16 protein-coding genes are annotated in these 19,007 nt (G+C 70.3%); 11 read left to right on the forward strand and 5 right to left on the reverse strand.

Annotated features, from left to right (window positions below):
* The 4 genes from ACFYXA_RS09820 (at position 1) to ACFYXA_RS09835 (ending at position 3,251) form a co-directional block, all read left to right on the forward strand.
* On the forward strand, positions 1 to 258 hold the full coding sequence (locus ACFYXA_RS09820; RefSeq protein WP_389030307.1) for a hypothetical protein: 258 nt from the start codon (positions 1 to 3) through the stop codon (positions 256 to 258).
* Entirely contained in the window at positions 255 to 1,073 is an 819-nt protein-coding gene (locus ACFYXA_RS09825; protein WP_389030310.1) for a methyltransferase domain-containing protein, read from the forward strand. The genes ACFYXA_RS09820 and ACFYXA_RS09825 overlap by 4 nt, the downstream gene beginning before the upstream one ends.
* Before the next feature lie 39 nt (positions 1,074 to 1,112).
* A complete protein-coding gene (locus ACFYXA_RS09830; RefSeq protein ID WP_389030313.1) occupies positions 1,113 to 2,528 on the forward strand; it encodes a DUF1996 domain-containing protein in 1,416 nt (471 codons plus the stop codon).
* Positions 2,529 to 2,735: 207 nt separating this feature from the next.
* Positions 2,736 to 3,251 carry a DUF6584 family protein gene (locus ACFYXA_RS09835; RefSeq protein ID WP_389030316.1) on the forward strand — a complete coding sequence of 172 codons (516 nt, stop codon included), beginning with the start codon at positions 2,736 to 2,738 and terminating at the stop codon, positions 3,249 to 3,251.
* Between the two features lie 60 nt (positions 3,252 to 3,311).
* On the opposite strand, the gene ACFYXA_RS09840 is transcribed toward ACFYXA_RS09835, so the two are convergent.
* Positions 3,312 to 4,274, reverse strand: coding sequence for a helix-turn-helix transcriptional regulator (locus ACFYXA_RS09840; RefSeq protein WP_389030319.1), 963 nt, complete (start codon positions 4,272 to 4,274; stop codon positions 3,312 to 3,314).
* 62 nt (positions 4,275 to 4,336) lie between these two features.
* Between ACFYXA_RS09840 and ACFYXA_RS09845 the strand changes: the two genes are divergently transcribed.
* Positions 4,337 to 5,566, forward strand: coding sequence for an epoxide hydrolase family protein (locus tag ACFYXA_RS09845; protein ID WP_389030321.1), 1,230 nt, complete (start codon positions 4,337 to 4,339; stop codon positions 5,564 to 5,566).
* A 30-nt stretch (positions 5,567 to 5,596) separates the two neighbouring features.
* Here ACFYXA_RS09845 and ACFYXA_RS09850 read toward each other — a convergent pair whose 3' ends face one another.
* Positions 5,597 to 6,223 carry a GyrI-like domain-containing protein gene (locus ACFYXA_RS09850; RefSeq protein ID WP_389031662.1) on the reverse strand — a complete coding sequence of 209 codons (627 nt, stop codon included), beginning with the start codon at positions 6,221 to 6,223 and terminating at the stop codon, positions 5,597 to 5,599.
* A gap of 378 nt (positions 6,224 to 6,601) precedes the next feature.
* Between ACFYXA_RS09850 and ACFYXA_RS09855 the strand changes: the two genes are divergently transcribed.
* Entirely contained in the window at positions 6,602 to 8,305 is a 1,704-nt protein-coding gene (locus tag ACFYXA_RS09855) for a carboxylesterase/lipase family protein (protein WP_389030324.1), read from the forward strand.
* Complete coding sequence (locus ACFYXA_RS09860; RefSeq protein WP_389030327.1) at positions 8,302 to 9,669, forward strand: phenylacetate--CoA ligase family protein; 1,368 nt, start codon at positions 8,302 to 8,304, stop codon at positions 9,667 to 9,669. Before ACFYXA_RS09855 ends, ACFYXA_RS09860 begins: the two co-directional genes overlap by 4 nt.
* Positions 9,670 to 9,868: 199 nt before the next feature.
* Here the strand turns inward: ACFYXA_RS09860 and ACFYXA_RS09865 are convergent, their stop codons facing one another.
* Entirely contained in the window at positions 9,869 to 10,240 is a 372-nt protein-coding gene (locus ACFYXA_RS09865) for a hypothetical protein (RefSeq protein ID WP_389030330.1), read from the reverse strand.
* A 206-nt stretch (positions 10,241 to 10,446) separates the two neighbouring features.
* Here ACFYXA_RS09865 and ACFYXA_RS09870 point away from each other — a divergent pair, with 206 nt between their 5' ends.
* Together ACFYXA_RS09870 and ACFYXA_RS09875 are read left to right on the forward strand one after the other, a co-directional pair.
* Complete coding sequence (locus ACFYXA_RS09870; RefSeq protein WP_389030333.1) at positions 10,447 to 11,688, forward strand: cytochrome P450; 1,242 nt, start codon at positions 10,447 to 10,449, stop codon at positions 11,686 to 11,688.
* A 133-nt stretch (positions 11,689 to 11,821) separates the two neighbouring features.
* Positions 11,822 to 12,988 (forward strand): helix-turn-helix domain-containing protein, encoded by a 1,167-nt coding sequence (locus tag ACFYXA_RS09875; protein ID WP_389030336.1) that lies wholly within the window; start codon positions 11,822 to 11,824, stop codon positions 12,986 to 12,988.
* Here the strand turns inward: ACFYXA_RS09875 and ACFYXA_RS09880 are convergent.
* Positions 12,936 to 14,048, reverse strand: coding sequence for a catalase family protein (locus ACFYXA_RS09880; RefSeq protein WP_389030339.1), 1,113 nt, complete (start codon positions 14,046 to 14,048; stop codon positions 12,936 to 12,938). The genes ACFYXA_RS09875 and ACFYXA_RS09880 overlap by 53 nt on opposite strands.
* A gap of 234 nt (positions 14,049 to 14,282) precedes the next feature.
* Between ACFYXA_RS09880 and ACFYXA_RS09885 the strand changes: the two genes are divergently transcribed.
* Together ACFYXA_RS09885 and ACFYXA_RS09890 are read left to right on the forward strand one after the other, a co-directional pair.
* Entirely contained in the window at positions 14,283 to 14,789 is a 507-nt protein-coding gene (locus ACFYXA_RS09885) for a DUF485 domain-containing protein (protein WP_389030342.1), read from the forward strand.
* Positions 14,786 to 16,402 (forward strand): cation acetate symporter, encoded by a 1,617-nt coding sequence (locus ACFYXA_RS09890; RefSeq protein WP_389030345.1) that lies wholly within the window; start codon positions 14,786 to 14,788, stop codon positions 16,400 to 16,402. The genes ACFYXA_RS09885 and ACFYXA_RS09890 overlap by 4 nt, the downstream gene beginning before the upstream one ends.
* A gap of 72 nt (positions 16,403 to 16,474) precedes the next feature.
* Here ACFYXA_RS09890 and ACFYXA_RS09895 read toward each other — a convergent pair whose 3' ends face one another.
* Complete coding sequence (locus tag ACFYXA_RS09895; protein ID WP_389030348.1) at positions 16,475 to 18,895, reverse strand: SpoIIE family protein phosphatase; 2,421 nt, start codon at positions 18,893 to 18,895, stop codon at positions 16,475 to 16,477.
* Positions 18,896 to 19,007 lie beyond the last annotated feature (112 nt).

Consider the following 19,007-nt stretch of genomic DNA (forward strand, 5'->3'; position numbering starts at 1 on the left):
GTGACCACCCCGACTCCCTCTCCCCCCGTCGACGCCTGCCCCGGACGGCGGCCCGCGATGGACGCGCCTCAAGTGACGCTGAAGCTGCACACCGTGGGCTTCGTCGACGCCGACGCCCTCTTCGGACCGGCTGAAGACGGCGGGTTCCGGGCCCCCGGGCCGGCCGCACCCGATGCCCCGGCGGCGCCCCACAGCCCTTCCAACCGGCCGGCCGGTCCCTCGCGCCGGGCCGAGTCGACGACGGTCGCAGGCCGATGAACCGGACGACACAGACCGTCGCGCCCTCCGGCATCGGAGAACTCGACCGCACGCAACCGCTGGACGAGCCTGCCTGGGCCACCGCCGATCCCTACTCCCGCGCGCTGCACAGCGGTCGTGGACCGCTCTTCCTGCGCCGGGCCGACGGCTGGCTGCTGCCGCTGGAGGTGGAACGGTGGTGTGCGCGCGCCGACGCCGTGGACATGGAGATCCTCGGCCGGTGCGAGGGCTCCGTGCTCGACGTGGGGTGCGGACCCGGGCGGCTGGTCGCCGAACTCGCGGAGCGGGGACGGCGAGCCCTCGGCATCGACGTCAGTGAGGCAGCCGTCACCCGGACCACCGCCATCGGCGGCTCCGCCCTGCGCCGGTCAGTCTTCGAGCCGCTGCCCGCCGAGGGCCGCTGGGGCAGCGCGCTCCTCGTGGACGGCAACATCGGCATCGGCGGCGATCCACGCGCCCTGCTCCGCCGGCTCGCCCAGGTCCTCGTACCGGGTGGCCTGCTGATCGCCGAAACCGTTCCGGTGGACGTCGACGAACGCCTCCACGTCCGTATCACCGACACGCACAACGCATCCGGCACGCCGTTCCCCTGGGCCCGGCTCGGTACGCCGGCCCTGCTGCGGTACGGGGCCCGCGCGGGCTGGCACACCGTCGATCACTGGACCACCGGAGGACGCTCCTTCGTCGCCCTGCGCAGCCGCAGCAGGAAGAGGAGCGCCGAACCGGCGAAGGAGTACGGCCATGATCGCCAGCCAGCGCCCCAGGAAGCCGTCCGCCGACACCCGGTCACTCGCCAGCACAGCCCCACCATCTGACCACCGCTCAGCAACCTGCGCCTCATGAATGGATCACTCATGCGAAAAGCTCATCGACGCGGCAAAGCCCGACGCAACAGCATCGTGGCGGCCTTGGCGCTGCTGGCGGGCGGCGGCGGGCTGGTGGCCGTCAACGCGGCGGCGAACGCCTCGAACACCGCCCCCGAGGCAACCACGCTCTCCGCTCCCTCCCGAACCGTCAGTTGTCCCCGCGTGGAAGGCCGGTTGCCGGCGATACCCTCGAGGGCGAAAGCCGAGGTCACCCGCAATCTCGCACTGCTCGAGACGCAGATCGCCGAGGCGAACGGCAGGATCGCCACCACCCGGGGACAGGGCGGCCCCGACTTCGTCGACAGCGCCGTCCTGGGTCCGCTGAAGGACAAGCGGGTCGCCACTCTGGAGCGCATAGCCATCGCGATCGGCCGCGTCGCCTCCAAGCCGACGGGCTTGGAGGCCCTCGCCCCCTGCACGCTCTCGACGGGTGGCGGCAACGGCACGACAGCGCCCTCCTCCCCCGCTGCGGGAGCAGGCGGCTCCCGGCAGAACGGCGGCGGAGTCGCCCGGGGCGACGGTCCCGCGGCCTCCGACTTCGTCGACATCACGAGGGTGGCCCCCAACATCAGGCAGGCGCCCGCCCGAGCCGGGGCCTCCACGGGCACTTTCGACTCTCGCTGCGGCACCAATCAGCGGGGCCAGCACAACTCGGACAACGACATCGTCGCTCCCGGCGTCGTCAACGGAGCCCACCACGTTCACGACTACATCGGCAACAAGGACGTGAGCGCCACCTCCACCAACGAGTCGCTCATCCGCCAGGACACCACCTGCACCAACGGCGACCGGTCCGCCTACTACTGGCCCGTCCTGCGCGACCTCACCAAGTCGGGCCCGGACGCGGACTCAGCCCTCGGCGGCGGGAAGGAGGGCAACGTCGGCGCCATCCTGGTGCCGAGCTCGGTCTCCGTCACGTACAAGGGCAGCCTCACCGGGAAGGTCGTGGCGATGCCGCAGTTCCTGCGGATCATCACCGGCGACGCCAAGGCGGCCACCAACGGCACCGCGAACGCCAACTCCCGCTGGACCTGCACCGGTTTCGAGAGGAAGGTCGAGCTGACCGACAAGTACCCGCTGTGCCCGAAGGGCAGCAACGTCGTGCGCAAGTTCCGCTTCCAGAACTGCTGGGACGGCCGGAACATCGACAGCGCCGACCACCGCAGCCACGTCGCCTTCACCGACCCCGCCACCGGCGCCTGCCCGGCCGGGTTCGTGGCCATCCCGCAACTGACCATGCGGCTTGTCTACAAGGTGCCCTCCGGCCCCAACTACGCCGTCGACGGCTTCCTGGGGCAGGGCCACAAGGCGATCACGGATCACGACGACTTCATCGAGGTCATGAGCCCCCGCCTGATGGCCAAGGCCGTGAAGTGCATCAACACGGGCCGACGCTGCGGCTGACGCCCCATCGCCCGCCGACGCCACCTCGCCACACCCCGTGCTGCCTGGAATCCCCAGGGACTTCCAGCCAGCACGGGAGTCAGCCCCGCCCTTCCGTAGGCCGGGGATGGTGGCTGTGCGCACGGCAGACCGTTGTTTCACGGGCAGTGAGGCATCTGCCAGGCAATCAGGTCGACGTAGGTCAGTGCGGTACCCGATCATGCGTTCATGCCTCTGAGAGAGACCCTTGCCCGGGTCGATGCGGACTTGGCCGCCGGCCGGATTCCCGTCGCGCGCCAGCGTCTGCGCGGCCTCGTCTCGTCCTTTCCGCACGACCTGACGCTCCGCCGTCGCCTGGCCGAGGTGTACCGCCTCTACGGTGACGCCGCCGAGGCTGGACGCTGGATGTACCTCGAAGAGGACCGGAACGCCGACGAGACCGCTGCCTTCGAGGCGCGGTACGTGTCTTCCGGGTGGCGGATGAAAGCCCTCTCCTGGCAGGGTTCCGAGGCGAAGGCCGCCACCGCTTTCGCGGAGGAGCAGCTGGTCGCGGTGCGGACCGCCTGTGCCGAGGAATTGGGGCGCCCTGTCGACTGGGACGACCGGGACCACCTGGGAGGGGAGCACGAGGCGCCCTCCCAGCCGTGGACGGTCGGCGGCGTGATGGCGGGCGTCGGCTGCCTGGTGGCGGCCCTTGTGTTTCTCGCCATCTGGGTGAACGGACTCATTGCCCTCTTCCACTGACTCAGATCACCAGGCTTGTGAGCAGCGCCGATCGAGGGCCGGTTTCGACGCCGTCTTCTGTCATGCCTCGCGTATGGCGCTCAGGCAGCGGGCGGCGTGTGTGCGCAAGGCGTCGGCGAGTTCGGGGGGCGTGTCGGTGAGGGTGAAATCGGCGTCGACCGAGGTGATCATCCACGCGAGGTCACGGGGGGTGTCGGCGCCCAAGTGCAGGAGGCAGCTTTCGTCGTCGACGGGTTCGATGACGCCCATGCCGGGCCAGATGCGGTCGGTGACCGCTGCGGCCGGCTCGTGCAGGGTGATGACGGCCTGGTACGGCCAGGTCCGTGACGACAGTCGGTGGGCCAGATAGGTGGCCACGTCGGAGTCGGGAAGTTCGCGGGGGCTGAACCGCGGTCCGGTCGGCGTGCGCGGCGTGAGCCTGTCGACGCGGAAGGTGCGCCAGTCGGTGCGGTCGGTGTCCCAGGCGATCAGATACCAGTGGCGGTCGAAGCTGACGAGGCTGTGCGGCTCGACCGAGCGCCTACTGCGGCCGTGGCGGGGGCTCGCGTAGTCGAAGCGCAGTCGCTCGCGCCGGCGGCACGCCTCGGCGATGGCCATGAGGGTGTCCGCGGAGACCTTGGGAGCCGGGGCGGTACCGGCCCGAACGGTGGCGGTGTGCAAGGTGTTCACTCGGTACCGCAGCCGGGATGGGAGCATCTGCTCCAGCTTGGTGAGCGCGCGCAGCGAGGACTCCTCGATCCCGGCGACGGAGCCACCGGCGGCTGTGCGCAGGCCGACGACCACGGCGACGGCCTCGTCGTCGTCGAGCAGCAGCGGCGGCAGCGTGGTCCCGGCCCCGAGCCGGTAGCCCGCAGTGCCCTGGGTGGCGTTCACCGGGTAGCCGAGCGCGCGCAGCCGCTGCACATCACGGCGCAGGGTGCGTCGGCTGACGCCGAGGCGTTCGGCGAGCTCGGCTCCGGCCCAGTCACGGTGGGTCTGTAGCAGGGAGAGCAGTTTCAGCAGCCGCCCGGAGGTCTCCAACATGCGTCAAGACTGCCGGAAGGTGAGGACCGGAACTGACCTAAGCGGGACCTAGCGTCGCAGCCATGGAGAACACGACACCCAGCGCCATCCGCTCCTTCCGCATCGACGTACCGCCGGCCCAGCTCGACGATCTGCAAGCCCGCCTGGCCGCCACCCGCTGGCCGGATGAGCTGCCCGGCGTCGGCTGGGCCCGTGGCGTGCCGGTGACCTACCTGAAGGACTTGGCCGAGTACTGGCGCGCCGCCTACGACTGGCGGGTGCACGAGGCGGAACTCAACACATTCCCTCAGTACATGACCACCGTCGACGGGCAGAACATCCACTTCCTTCACGTGCGCTCCCCCAGGGCCGATGCCACGCCGCTGATGCTGCTGCACGGCTGGCCGGGCTCGGTGGCGGACTTCCTCGACGTCATCGGGCCGCTGTCCGATCCCGACGCACACGGCGGTGATTCGGCCGGCGCGTTCCACTTGGTCATTCCCTCACTGCCGGGGTTCGCCTTCTCCACCCCGCTGGCCGGGCCCGGCATGGGCGCGGCCCGGATGGCCGGGGTGTTCAACCGGCTGATGGACCGCCTCGGCTACACGCGCTACGGCGTTCACGGCTACGACACCGGCTCATGGGTCGCTCCGGAGATGGGCAAGCAGGCACCGGACCATGTGATCGGCGTCCACGTCAACGCCATGATCACATTCCCCGCCGGGGCGGAGGGCGAGATGGACGGCCTGACGGAGGCCGAACAGCGACGATGGCATCGGATGCAGAACTTCAACGACGCCTACCTGCAGTGCAATTCCAAACGTCCGCAGACCGTGGCCTACGCCCTCACCGACTCCCCTGTCGGCCAGCTGGCTTGGGTCGTGGAGAAGTTCAAGGAGCTCACCGACCCTGAAGGCACACTGCCCGAGGACAGCATCCACCGGGACCGCATCCTGACCGAGGTCTCGCTGTACTGGCTGACCGCCACCGCCGCCTCGGCCGCCCAGGTCTACTACGAGGAGATCTCCGCGAACGCCTGGACCGAAGCCGCAGCCGACGACTGGACGGCCCCCAGCGCGGCGCACGACCCCGGGTGGAGCGACGGTCAGGGCGACTGGGCAGCCGACGCACGGGGAACCGTGCCCACCGCCGTGCTGCTCTCCGCCCACGACGTGACCATCCGACGCTGGGCCGAACGCGACCACAACATCGTGCGGTGGACCGAACTCGACCGCGGTGGCCACTTCCTCGCGATGGAGGCCCCCGAACTGCTCGTCAGTGACGTCCGCGAGTTCTTCGACAAGCTGCGCTGACAGAAAGCGCCCCGTCTCCCCCGACGTCACTCAACCTGATTGCCCTTCTACGGGTTGCCGCAGGATCGTCCTGAGCTTGGCGGGGTCGGTCCTGCGCGGGTCGCTGAGGTAGATCTCGTGGTGCAGCCCCGCCTCGCGCAAGTTGTTGGCGGGTAGGTACTCGTGGTGCAGCCTGGCCAGGATCGGCGTCTCGTCGTCGTATGGGCCGATGTGGAGGACCTGGGCGCTGGTGCCCTCGCGCAAGGTCTCTGACCGAACGTTCGGAACGGCAGGAAGGTTCTTCTTGGTCAGGGCGGTGTGCTTGGCGTCTTCGACCATGTCGCTGGTGATCCAGTCGGGGACGTTGATGAGCAGTCTCCATCGCCAGTTGTCCTTCAGCCTGGCCCGGAAGTCCTCCATGTCGTCCGCCCACCACAGTCCCTCAAGTGGGCCCACGACGAAGTCCTTTCCGAGGGCGCCTTTGCTCGCGAACTTGACCGTATAGGCGACCGCGTAGAGCGCCTCGACCGCGCGACGGTACGCGGCGCTGGTGTTCGGGTCGCCGTGCCCGTCGATGGCGAGGAAGCGGAGCTCGGGGATGTCGACGAGCTCCCAGTCAGTGTTCTTGGGCGAGTAGCACTTCCTGAGCTCGCGCTTGACGTCGTATTTTTCGGTCATGCCGGGTGCCTTCTCGTGAGTGATGGTCATTACGGATCAGGGAACCACCCTGTCGTGAGCCGGCATGGTGGTCGCGCGCATAGCTGACCCTCGAAGTATGTTGTGCCACCACATGTGTGCCTGACCTGGCGGAACCGGTCCGCTCGGCCATTTCTCTGCGAGCGTGTCGACATCACCGACTCTGAATGGAACGCTCCGTACAGACGCGGACCTGTTCTCCCGCTCCGCCGGTTCACCTTCTGCTCTTCGGTCGGCGTCGCCGCTCCAGCGCAACCCCGCCACGTTCTCCGCACGAGCCGCGCATTGCGCACCAGCACTCAAGCCTCGCAGCAACCGAGTCCGGGTACGCCCAGATGCCTCGCCGAGAGGGGTTCACCCATGAAGGCATCCCGCCACCAGTGCCGCCGCTCCCGGGGCCGCCGGCCAGCCCCGAATCTGCGCCACGCCCTGGCCGGCGCCGTAGCCGCCGTCGCGGCCCTGCTGCTGCCACTGACCGTTCCCCCGCCCACCGCCCGCGCGGATTCCGCCCCCGACTCCCTGGTCGTGCGCACCGACCGGGGCTGGGTGCGGGGCGCGGCGGTCCACGACGTCGGGCGGGTCTTCCAGGGGATCCCGTTCGCTGCCCCGCCGACCGGTGAGCTCCGCTGGCGTCCGCCGCGACCCGCGCCGCAGTGGTCCGGCGTCCGGGATGCCACCGAACCGGCCCGCCCCTGCCCCCAGTTACCGCTGACGTTGCTCCCCGACGGTGGCCCCGTCCTGCCGGGAGAGTCCAACCGCACCGGCAGCACCACGGAGGACTGCCTGTACCTCAACGTCTGGACACCGGCCCGTACCGACAGCCGCCCCCTCCCCGTGCTGGTGTGGCTGCACGGCGGAGGCAACGTCCACGGCGCGGGCAGCGACTACGACGGCGCAGCGCTTGCCGCACGGGGCGTGGTCGTGGTGACCGTCAACTACCGCCTCGGTGCACTGGGATTCCTCGCCCACTCCGCACTGTCGGCCGAGGGCGCGGACCACGCCTCGGGTGACTACGGCCTGATGGACCAGCAGGCCGCGCTGCGCTGGGTGAGGCGCAACATCGGTGCCTTCGGCGGGGACCGGAACCGGGTGACGCTGGCGGGTCAGTCCGCCGGAGCGGCGGACACCTGCCTCCACATCGCCTCGCCGACCGCGAAAGGCCTGTTCCACCGGGCCATCCAGCAGAGCGGAAGCTGCGCCGCGGGCGGCGGTCAGACACCGCTCACACTCGACGCGGCCGAGCGGAAGGGAGGCGCATTCGCGGCCTCGGTCGGCTGCACGGACCCGACGACCGCGGCGGCCTGTCTGCGCACCGTGCCCGTCACCGAGCTCATCCGCGCCGACGGTACCGGGGCCTCGTCCTTGTGGGGTGCGAACACCGGGCCGCGCGTCCTGCCGCGACCACCGCACGAGGCATGGGCCGACGGACGAGTGAACGCGGTCCCGACGCTGAGCGGCAGCACCCATGACGAATACCGCTACTTCACCGCGCTGTACGTGGATCTGCTCGGCGGCGGCCCCCTGACCCCCGCGTCGTACGCCGCCCTGATCCAGCTCCAGCACGGCAACCGTGCGGCCGCGGTCCTCGACACCTACCCCGCCTCGGCGTATCCCTCCCCCAACCTGGCGTACTCCGCCGTCGGCACGGACCAGCGGTTCGCCTGCCCCGCACGGGCCGACAGCCGGCTGTACGGCAACCGGGTGCCCGTCTACGCCTACGAGTTCCACGACCCGCAGGCACCGCCGTTCATCCCGGCACCGCACACGCCACAGGGTGCCTTCCACGCCTCCGAACTGGCCTATCTCTTCCCCATGGACGCGGTACCACCCCTGACGCCCGCCCAGCGGCGGCTGTCCGCCACGATGACCGCCTACTGGGCCCGCTTCGCGGCCACCGGCGACCCCAACGCGCCCGGGACTCCGCCCTGGCCGCGTTACACGGCCGACGGGGACCGCATCCAGGTGCTGGCCCCGGACCGGGTCCGACCCAGTACCGGGTTCACGGCCGATCACCACTGCGCGTTCTGGCAGCCCTCCCCCGGCCCCCGAGGAGCCGAGCGATGACATCGGCCTTCGCCCTGGCCCGGGACGGGCGCCGGACCCTGCGGCAGGGCCCGGACGCCCTGGCGCACCGGCAGCGGGAGCGGCTGGCCTCCATGGTCGACTTCGCCCGCGCCAACTCCCCCTACTACCGCGAGCTGTACCGGGCTCTACCCGAACGCGTCGAGGACCCCGCGCTGTTGCCGGTCACGCACAAACAGGACCTGATGGCGCGCTTCGACGACTGGGTCACCGATCCCGAGGTGACCATCGACCGGGTACGGGCCTTCGTCGCGGATCGCCGACGGGTCGGCGAACGCTTCCTGGGCAGATACCTGGTCACCACCACGTCCGGGACCACCGGTCACCGTGGCCTGTTCCTGCTCGACGACCACGCGGCGGCGGTGGTCAGGGCCCTGTCGCTGCGGGCCGCCCGGCGGTCCCTCACTCCCTCGGTGACGGCCCGGCTGCTCGCTCGCCGCATGCGGTCGGCGCACATCGTGGCCACCAGCGGTCACCTGGCCGCGTACGCCGTCGTCGCCCGCTCCCGCGCGGCCGGTCGGCTGTCCACCCGGGGCATCCGGGTGATGTCGGCGCACAGCCCGCTGCCCGAGCTGGTGGAACAGCTCAACCGGTACCGCCCGGTGTTCCTGGCCGGCTACGCCACTGTGATCGCGCTGCTCGCCGGCGAGCAGCTGGCCGGCCGGCTGCGCATCGCCCCGGCCGTGGTGTCGCTGCTGGCCGAGGGCGTCAGTGACCGCGACCACCGGAGGATCCGCTCCGCTTTCGGGGCACGCCTGGTCAACACCTACGGCTGCAACGAGAGCCTCGCCCTGGCCTATGGCTGCGAGTTCGGATGGCTCCACGTCCACAGCGACTGGCTGATCCTGGAGCCCGTCGACTCGGACCTCCGCCCCACCCCGCCGGGCCGGGAGTCCTTCACCGTGCTCCTGACCAGCTTGTGCCGGTGGGCGCAGCCGATCCTGCGCTACGACCTCGGCGACAGTGTGCTGCTGCGCCCGGACCCGTGTCCGTGCGGAGATCCCCTCCCCGCGATCAAGGTCCGCGGCCGCGCGGCCGACCTGCTGTCCTTCCCGCGTCGGGACGGCGGCAGCGTCCGGATCGTGCCCATGGCCTTCGAGACCCTCCTGGAGAGCATCCCGGACATCGACTTGTTCCAGATCGTCCAGACGGCGCCCGGCTGTGTCCGGGTGCGGATCCGGTCCGCCGCCGGAGCCGATCGGGACCGGCTGTGGACGGCGGTGCGAAAGGAGATGATCGCCATGCTCAGCGCCTACGGAGCGGGCCAGGTGAGCGTCGAACGCGCCGACGAGCCGCCCGAGCAGTTGCCGGGCGGCAAGTACCGGGTCGTCATTCCCTGGTCGTGACGCCGCGCGACGGGGCGTCCTCGCCGGGGCCGCCCCGCAACGGAATGCCGTGGTGGGCCGCCGGCGCCGGCAACGCCAAGGGAGGTCACCGCATCCCGGGCCCGGACGACCAGCGCGTCGCGGAGGGGTCGGCATCTGGCGGCGGGCGATACCCCGCGCATCCCGCCCCGGCCGGGCTCGGGATCGGCCGGGGCGGGTGTCAGAGGGCGGGCGACTTCCTGTGGAGGAGGGCCGTGCGGAGGGCGGAGTGCAGGCGGGGCGTGTTCGTCCGTTCGCGGTCGCGCGACGGGGAGACCTGCCAGTACAGACCGGGGCGCGTGACGCGGCGGAGCGGGGGGATCGCCACGTGCCAGCCCCGGCCCAGGACACGCACCCGCGGGAGCCCCCAGTCGGCGGCCGAACCAGGAGTAATCAGCCAGTACAGGCGTCCGCTGAAGCCGTCCGCGATAACGGCTCCCGTCTCGTCGCCGAGGTGCCGGAGTGCGTCGGCCCCGAGGTCGAGCGGTACCCGTACGGCGTCCCACCAGCCGCCCGCGGCCACGATCCGCACCTCGACACTGCCCGGTTGCATCCACCCCGGGGTCCTGCCGACTGTCATCACCCTCACCGGCTCTCCGATCCGACACCCCGACCGTAGGGTGCCGGCGAACCGCCGACTTGCCTCGGCACGCAGAGAAGTTGTCCCCCCGCGCAGCGCACGGCGATGTCTCCCCCCGGACACGCTACGTCCAAGTAGCTTTACTGGTCGTATCGATGTGCGAGCGCCTGGAGGCTTCCGTGGGATACCCCCGCCCCTTAGTGATCGACCCGACCGGCCGCGACATCCACGGCGAGGCCGCCCGGATACGCGAGCTCGGACCGGTGGTCCCCGTCGAACTGCCCGAGGGCGTCCAGGCATGGGCCGTCAGCAGCCCCGGCCTCCTCAAGCGTCTGCTCACCGACCCACGCGTCTCCAAGGACCCGCGCCGGCACTGGCCCCAGTGGATCAAAGGTGAGATCTCCCCGGAATGGCCGCTGTTCACCTGGGTCGCGGTGCAGAACATGTTCACCGCATACGGAGGCGAGCACAAACGGCTGCGCACCCTGGTCTCCAAGGCGTTCACCGCACGCCGCACCTCGGCGCTGCGACCCCGTGTCGAGGAGATCGCCGCGACCCTGCTGGACGGGGTCGAGGCGGCCGGACGGCACGGAGACATCGTCGATCTGCGCGAGGAGTTCTGCTACCCGCTGCCGATTCAGGTGATCAGCGAGCTCCTCGGCCTGCCCGGGGAACTGGGCGCGGAGCTACGGGCCGTCGTGGACGGCGTCTTCCACACTTCCGCCACCCCGGAGGAAGTCACCGACAACTACGCACGGTTCTACGCGGCACTGGGCGAACTCGTCGCCCTCAAACGGCGGTCGCCGGGTGACGACCTGACCTCGGCACTCATCGCGGCCCGCGACGACGGCGACAACCGGCTGAGCGAACAGGAACTGCTCGACACCCTGGTGCTCGTGATCAGCGCCGGCCACGAGACCACCGTCAACCTGATCGACAACGCCGTTCACCTCCTGCTGACCCATCCGGACCAACTCACCCACGTCCGCTCCGGCCGCGCGTCCTGGGAGGATGTGGTCGAGGAGGCGCTGCGCGTGGAGGCGCCCGTCGCCAGCCTGCCGCTGCGGTACGCCGTCGACGACCTCGTGATGAGCGAGTTCGGCGGCCCGGACGGTGTGGTGATCGGCAAGGGCGAGGCCATCCTCGCCGCGTACGCGGCCGCCGGCCGTCACCCCGGGAAGTACGGCGAGGACGCCGACCTCTTCGACGTCACCCGCTTCGACAAGGAGCACCTCGCCTTCGGCCACGGCGTGCACTTCTGCCTGGGCGCACCGCTGGGGCGGCTCGAGGCCCACATCGCGCTGCGGGCGCTCTTCGACCGCTTCCCCGGACTCCGACTGGCCGTGCCCCAGGACGAGTTGGAGCCGGTCGAATCCTTCATCTCCAACGGCCACCGCGCCCTTCCGGTACACCTGTCCTGATCACTCGCCACGCCACCACGCGAGCAGCCGGGCGCCCCATCCGCGCCGCACGCCACCTGCCTCGGGCACCCCAGACGGCCTGGGCGTCGGCGCGTCGCCCTCCACGGGCGGCGGGTCGCCGACGCCGGACGGGGTGACGACGGCCGGCGGGAAGCGTCGAAGCAAAGGGGAAGCGTTGCCCACGGGAAGTTACGTCGTGGAGACGACGAGGACCGCCGAGGTCGAGGCACGCGAGCAGACCGATCTGTGGAGTGAGCGCGTCGGGGCGTACCAGACCAGGCTGGACTACAGGTACGCGCGCGCCGAAGTCTTCCGCGGCGAGATGATCCGGCAGCGCAGCGACAGCTACCAGGTGGTCACCTGGCACAGCGACCAGATCGAGTACGCCCGCACGCCGGGCCTGATCCGCCAGATGCCCGACCCCGCCTACCGCCTCCTCTTCCCGCTGGCCGGCGAACTGTTACTGCGACAGGACGATCAGGAGGTGCGGTTGACGCCGGGCAGGGGCAGCCTGCTCACACTCGGTGCGCCGTTCGAGCTCCTGCACGGTGCGTCCCTGCGCGGTGTCATCATGTCGATCCCGGCTCAGGAGATCGACGGCCCGCTGAACCGGAAGGCATCGCCGGCCACCGGGCTCGATCTGAGCAAGGGGCTGGGTCGCGTGGTGCACTCCATGGTGCGCGGTCTGAACGCCGAACGCGGCCACCTGACCACCTCACAGTTCGACGCCGTCTGCGATCGCGTGGTCGAGCTGCTGTGCATGCTCGCCTGCGGCGACGACCGCCCCGACGCCCCGGGCCATCTGACCGCGGTGGAGGCGATGGTCCGCCGCCACGTGCGCGATCACGCGGCCGACCCCGACCTGTCCGGCGCCTCCATGGCCCGCGCCCTCGGCTGGTCCCTCCGGCAGATCCAGATCGCGCTCCAGCACGTGGGCACCACCCCCCGCGACCTGATCCGCGAGGAGCGCCTGCGTCTGGTCCGCGAGCGTCTCCTGCGCGCCGACTGCGAGCACATGACGATCACGGACCTTGCGTACGCCTCGGGCTTCTCCTCGGCGAGTGCCATGAGCACCGCCTTCCGACGACGCTTCGGGGTGAGCCCCCGGGAGATGCGTTCCCAGGCCCGCGATCCCGCCGGCACGGACACTGTGCACGGATTGCGAAGCGAACCGCTGGACCGTTGGCGAACCGGGCGACGCGCGCCCAGAACGGTCGGCGCTGGTGACGGCTCGCGGCTCGGCCGGCTCAGCCGAGCAGCTGCGCGCTGCCGACCGGTTCGCGCCGCTGCTGTCCATTGATGCGGTGCCGCTCGATGGACGAGCGCCGGTAGACCTCCTGCCGCACCCGCTGGATCTCGCCGATGGGCCGGTGCTCCTCTCGTGAGCGCCACGGTGTGATCGACGTGGCGTCGGCGGCCGTCAGGTTGTCGTCCCCGCCGATGTCCTGACGCGGGAGGTCCACACGGGCGACGGTCACCCAGGGGGACAACTCGTCGGACCACTTCACGGAGGTGTTGTCCACCGGCATACGAGCCAGATCGGTGTTGAGCTGCACTTGGAGCTCGAAGGAGTGATCCCGCTCCGCGACCTCGGCGACCAGGGTGCGGCGAAACGCCTCGTTGTCCGCGCGCACGTCCACGATCTGGTGCGTGAGAGCGGCCAGGGACCCGGCCGTCGGCACGGTGCGGATCTTGGCGATGTGATCGCCGTACCGGAAGGCGCCCATGCTGTTGTAGGTGTACGACAGCAGGTTTCTGCGCGGGACGGTGGTGAACGAGAGCATGGCGAACAGTTCGTCCCACAGCCAGCCGTCCGGGTCGGTGAGCGTGCCCCGGCGGGTCAGGAACTCCGCCATCCAGGTCCTGCGGCGGGCGGGGTTCACCAGGGCCTCGGGCAGCTCCGCGAAGAGATCCTCGATGACCATGTAGTCGTAGGCCGTGTTCGCGAAGAAGACGTCGTTGTTGATCAGGTTGAGGTCGAAGGTACCGGTGTCGGGTTCGTCGGCCAGCAATGAGGGTCCGGGGACCCCGAACAGCTTGATGCCCATCCCGCACGCCGCGCCCAGCTGATGGTCGGGACGCTGGTGGCCCAGACCGTTGGAGTAGCGGACGACGGCGTCGTACTCAGCTGGCCGGGCGAAGATGCCCTGCCGGTGGAAGCCGTGATTGTCACCGATCGTGACGGTGGCCTTCAGTAGGCCGTAGGTCTTTCCGTGGGCGGTGCGGACGGCGCCGCCGACGGCCTCACGCTCGACCGAGGCGCCGGTGCGCTGCGCCACCTGTGCGACCACGGCGTCCAACTCTTCCTGATAGGTCGGACGTTCGACGGGACGGTATTGCTCGTAGCGGACGGGGTCCATGGTGCTGCCTCCATGTGTCGGTGCTCCTGACCTCAGACGCTAGCCAGCAATTAAATTGTGCACAACATAACTGGCTGTGATGTATCCCATGCTTCCGCGCCCAGGGGATCACACCAACGCCGAAATGTGACCTCCGGCGGACTTACAGGCATTCCAACCAGTCGGTATGGTGCGCCGCCTGAAGCACTCTTCCCGTTTACCGCAGGGATCCGAGCCGCAGTGGAAGGCCAGGCGATGACATACGCCGACGAGAACCGGTACCCACCCTCAGCACAGTCCTACGGGATCCCCCCTCGACACGAGACGTACGGACAGAACCCGTGGCCGGAGCCGTACCAGAACCCGTGGCCGGAGTCGTACGGGCAGGACGCCGCGCGATACGACTCATACGATCGGCAAGCCCCCTGGGGCGCCCCCTACGGACACGAGACCCGTCGAGACGACGCGGACCTCACCGCCCTCCGCTCGGCCTACCGCCTGCTCCGCCGGATCTCCACGCTCACCGCGCTCGGCTCCTTCGTGGTGTATGTCGTGCTGTCCTGCTACGCACCCGGTCTGATGGGGTCCGAGGTCACCGGAGAGCTGAGCCTGGGCATGGCCTTGGGCATCCTCCAACTCGTCGTCACCTTCGCGGCGGTCTTCTGGTACGGGCGCAGGGCGCAACGCTCCGTGGATCCGTTGGCCCGCGCCGTCCGGGAGCGGGCGGTCCCGACCGGCCGGAACACGGGGACGGCGAGATGAACGACTACAGCTCCGGGACGCAGGCCATCATCCTGGTCCTGTTCACCACGCTGGTCACCGTCACGCTGCTGATGTGCGTCATGGTGGGACCGGACCGCGACGACCTGGCGAACTTCTACACCGGCTACCTGTCGCTGACCCCGCTCAAGAACGGCCTGGCGATCGCGGGCGACTACATCTCCGCCGCCACGATGCTGAGCACCACCGGAATCATCGCGCTCGCCGGATGCGACGGCTACGTCCTCGCGGTCAGCACCGCCCTGTCCCTGGTGCTGCTGATGTTCCTACTGGCCGAACCCCTGCGCAACGCCGGCAGGTTCACCATGGGCGACGTCCTGGCCCGCAACATGTCCGGACGGGCCGTGCGGATCGCCGCCTGCGTGGTGACACTCTCGGCGACCCTGCCCTTCCTGGTCGTCCAGCTCTCCGGAGCCGGGTCGCTGCTCACCTACATCCTGGACATTCCGTTCGCTGCGGGCGCCAGGACGGCGTGCATCGTCATCGTCGGCACTCTGATGATCATCTACGCGGCGATCGGCGGTATGCGGGGCACCGCACTCATTCAGATGATCAAGATCGTGCTCCTGCTCGGCACCAGCATCGTCGTCGCCGCTCTCGTCCTCAACCGCTTCGACTGGAGCCCCGGCGACATCCTCAGGGCAGCCCAGCACGGCAGCGGCGCGGGCCCCGCCTACCTTCAGCAGGGCCTGCAGCTCGGCACGTCCACCGGTGGCCGGCTGGACTTCGTCAGTCTCCAGATCACCATCATCCTCGGCGTGGCCTGCCTGCCGCACATCACGATGCGCCTGTACTCCGCGCAGGACGTACCGGCCGTGCGTCGCTCCATGTCATGGGCGGTCGGCACGGTCACCACGTTCTGCCTGCTCGTGATCATCATGGGTACGGGCGCGGCGGCCCTGGTGGGATCGCAGCACATCATCGCGGCAGACCCGCACGGCAGGACGTCGGTGCTCATGCTGTCCCAGGTGCTCGGCGGGGCCCCCGGCTCCGCGGGCGCGGCGATCCTGTACTCGGCCGTGGCGGGCATGGTGTTCATCACCCTGCTGTCGTCGGTCGCGGGGATGACCCTGGCCGCGGCTTCGTCACTCGCCCACGACCTGTTCGCCCACGCGGTGCGGCGGGGACAGGCCGAGCCCCGTACCGAGATGACGGTGGCGGCGTGGACGAGCGTGGCCGTGGGGATCGTCGCCATCGGGCTCGCCACCATGGTGCAGAACTGGGACGTCGGCGTGCTGACCACTCTGGCCGTCTGCATAGGGGCATCAGCGGTGGCACCCGCGCTCACCTACTCCCTGTTCTGGCGCGGGTTCACGCGCACCGGCCTGCTCGCCGCGCTCTACGGCGGCGCGGCCTGCGCGTTGCTGCTCATGGTCTTCTCCAGGGCCGTTTCGGGCACGCCGTCCGCCGTCTTCCCGCATGCCGACTTCGACCTGTTCCCCATGCAGTCCACCGGGCTGGTCTCCATCCCGTTCGGCTACCTCGCGGGCTGGCTGGGCAGCCGTCTGGACCACCGTCGCCGTGCCGCCGACAGCCGTGAGCAGCGGCGCCTGTACGAGGAGAGCGAGGCACGGCTTCTCGCCGCAGCCGAATGACCACCGCGGCGCGGGCGGGCCGACTTCAGGCGGCCTCCCGCGCCGCGGCCCGAGACGGTCGGCCCGGGACGGTCAGACGGGCGTGCCGGTCAGCGGTTGTTCGGTCCACACGGTCTTGCCCTCGCGGGTGTAGCGGGTACCCCAGCGTTCGGCCATCTGCGCCACCAGGAACAGGCCGCGCCCGCCCTCGTCGGTCGTACGGGCGTGGCGCAGGTGTGGTGAGGTGTGGCTGGTGTCGCTGACCTCGCACACCAGACACTGCTCACGGATCAGCCGCAGGGTCGCAGGACCGCCGGCGTAGCGACAGACGTTGGTGACCAGTTCGCTGGCGATCAACTCCGTGGTGAACGCCAAGTGCTCCAGACCCCACTCGGTCAGCTTGGCCGAGATCAACGTCCTGGCCCGGCCGGCGCTGGCAGGCTCTGCCGGCAGACGCCAGGAGGCGACGTCGGCCGGTGGCAGCATGCGGGTGCGGGCGATCAGCAGTACGACGTCGTCGCTGGGGCGCGAGGGCACAAGCGCGTCGATCACCGCTTGGCAGGTGCGTTCCAGCGCGCCCGCAGGGCGGGCGAGCGCTGCGCACAGCTTCGTCAGGCCGGCGTCGGCATCGATGTGGCGCTCGCCGATGATCCCGTTGGTGTACAGACACAGCAGGCTTCCCTCGGCCAGTTCGATGTCCCGGGTCTCGAACGGCAGACCGCCCAGGCCGAGCGGTGGGCCGGCCGGCAGGTCGAGCACCGTCACCTGTCCGTCCGGAGCGGTCACCACCGGCGGCGGGTGCCCGGCACGGGCCACGGAGCAGCGTCCGGAGACCGGGTCGTAGACGGCGTACAGGCACGTGGCGCCGACGACCTGCTCACCCACGGGCCGCTCGCCTACTGCTTCGTGTTCGGCCGCCAGCAGGTCGACCAGGTCGTCGAGGCGGGAGAGGACCTCGTCCGGTTCCAGGTCGAGGCTGGCGAGCGTATGGACGGCGGTCCGCAGCCGGCCCATGGTGGCGGCGGCATGAATGCCGCGTCCCACCACGTCGCCGACGACGAGGGCGACCCGGGCCCCGGACAGGGGAATGACGTCGAACCAGTCGCCGCCCAGGCCCGGGCCTGCGCTGGCCGGCAGGTACCGCAGGGCCACCTCGACGGCCGACTGGGCCGGAACCGTCCGGGGCAGAAGGCTGCTCTGCAAGGTGAACGCGGTCTGCTGCTGCTGGGTGAAGCGCCGGGCGTTGTCGATGGCGACGGCGGCGCGCGAGGCGAGTTCCTGAGCGAGGGTGAGATCGTCCGTCTCGAAGGCATCGGGGCGGCGCGAGCGCCACAGGGTCATCACACCCAGCACCAGGCCGCGCGCGGCAAGAGGTACCACGATCAGGGAGTGGGCGCCCAGGTCCGGAGCCTGGGCCCCCTGACGGCCTGCCGCCGAAACCCAGTCGGGCGGCAGAACCGGCTCCAGCAGGGGCCGTCCCTCGGCCAGACATCCGGCCTGGGGTGTGCCGGGCCCGAACTCCACGGGGTGGCCCTCGGGGTGGGGCGGGCCGGGTTGCTGGGCACCGACGCTGCAGGTCCCCAGTCGGACCACAGGCCCTGCCACGGCGCGCGTCGGTTCCTCACCGCGCGTCACCGCCTGAAGCAGGTCCACCGACGCATGGTCGGCGAGGTGGGGCACCATCACTTCGGCCAGTTCCCGGGCGGTCTCGGCCACGTCGAGCGTGGTTCCGATACGGCTGCCCACCTGGTCGAGGAGCGCGAGTCGACGCTGGGCCCGATGGCGTTCGGTGATGTCCTCGATCATCTCGGCCACACCCAGGACCCGGCCGGAGGGATCCTCCATCCGGAAGGAGGAGACCAACGCGACCCGCTCTCGTGCCGGATCCTGCTCCAGGCGGACGAACTGCTCGGAGTGGACCAGGGGTCTTCCGGTCTGCATCACCTGGCGCACACGGTCCACAGCCTTGCGCGCGTCGTCTGCGAGGAGCATCCGGCCGGTGGACAGCCCCCGGAAGTCCGCTGCCGGGACGCCGCTGAACCGTTCGATGGCCCGGTTGACCCGGAGGATCCTCTGGTCAGGGCCGTGGATGACCAAGCCGATCGGGCACTGGCGGTACAACCCGTCGAGGACCGCCCGGTCCCTCTGCCATTCGAGTACGTCACCCGCGGGCGCCCCCGCGAGAAACCACTCACATCCCCGGTCACCGCGTGACAGCTCATGGGCCCTGAGCCCCAGCTCCACGAGCTGCCCGTCGCGGTGGCGCAGTGTGAGCACGCCGGCCCAACCACCGGCTCTCCTGCACTTTGCCGCGGCCTCGGTGACAGCCGGCAGATCAGCAGGATCGACCAGCACCTCCAACGCCGGACGACCGATCACGGCTGTGTCCGGATGGCCGAGCAGCTCCTGGGCCCGCCGGTTCCATCCGACCACCACTCCCCGGTCGTCGAGCACCACCAAGGCAGCGAGGTGCGGGGCGAACGGATCGTCGTGGCTTTCGCTGAGCTCCGTCATCGGCTTCTCCACCGCTGGACACCACCGCGTACTCGGTCGCCGATATCTCCTGATGACCCGGTAAGCCTATTGAAACCCGGCAGAGGCCGCGCCTTGTCCGGCGCGCGGCACG

The sequence above is a fragment of the Streptomyces sp. NPDC002566 genome (assembly GCF_042889585.1).
In the GTDB taxonomy this organism is placed as follows: domain Bacteria; phylum Actinomycetota; class Actinomycetes; order Streptomycetales; family Streptomycetaceae; genus Streptomyces.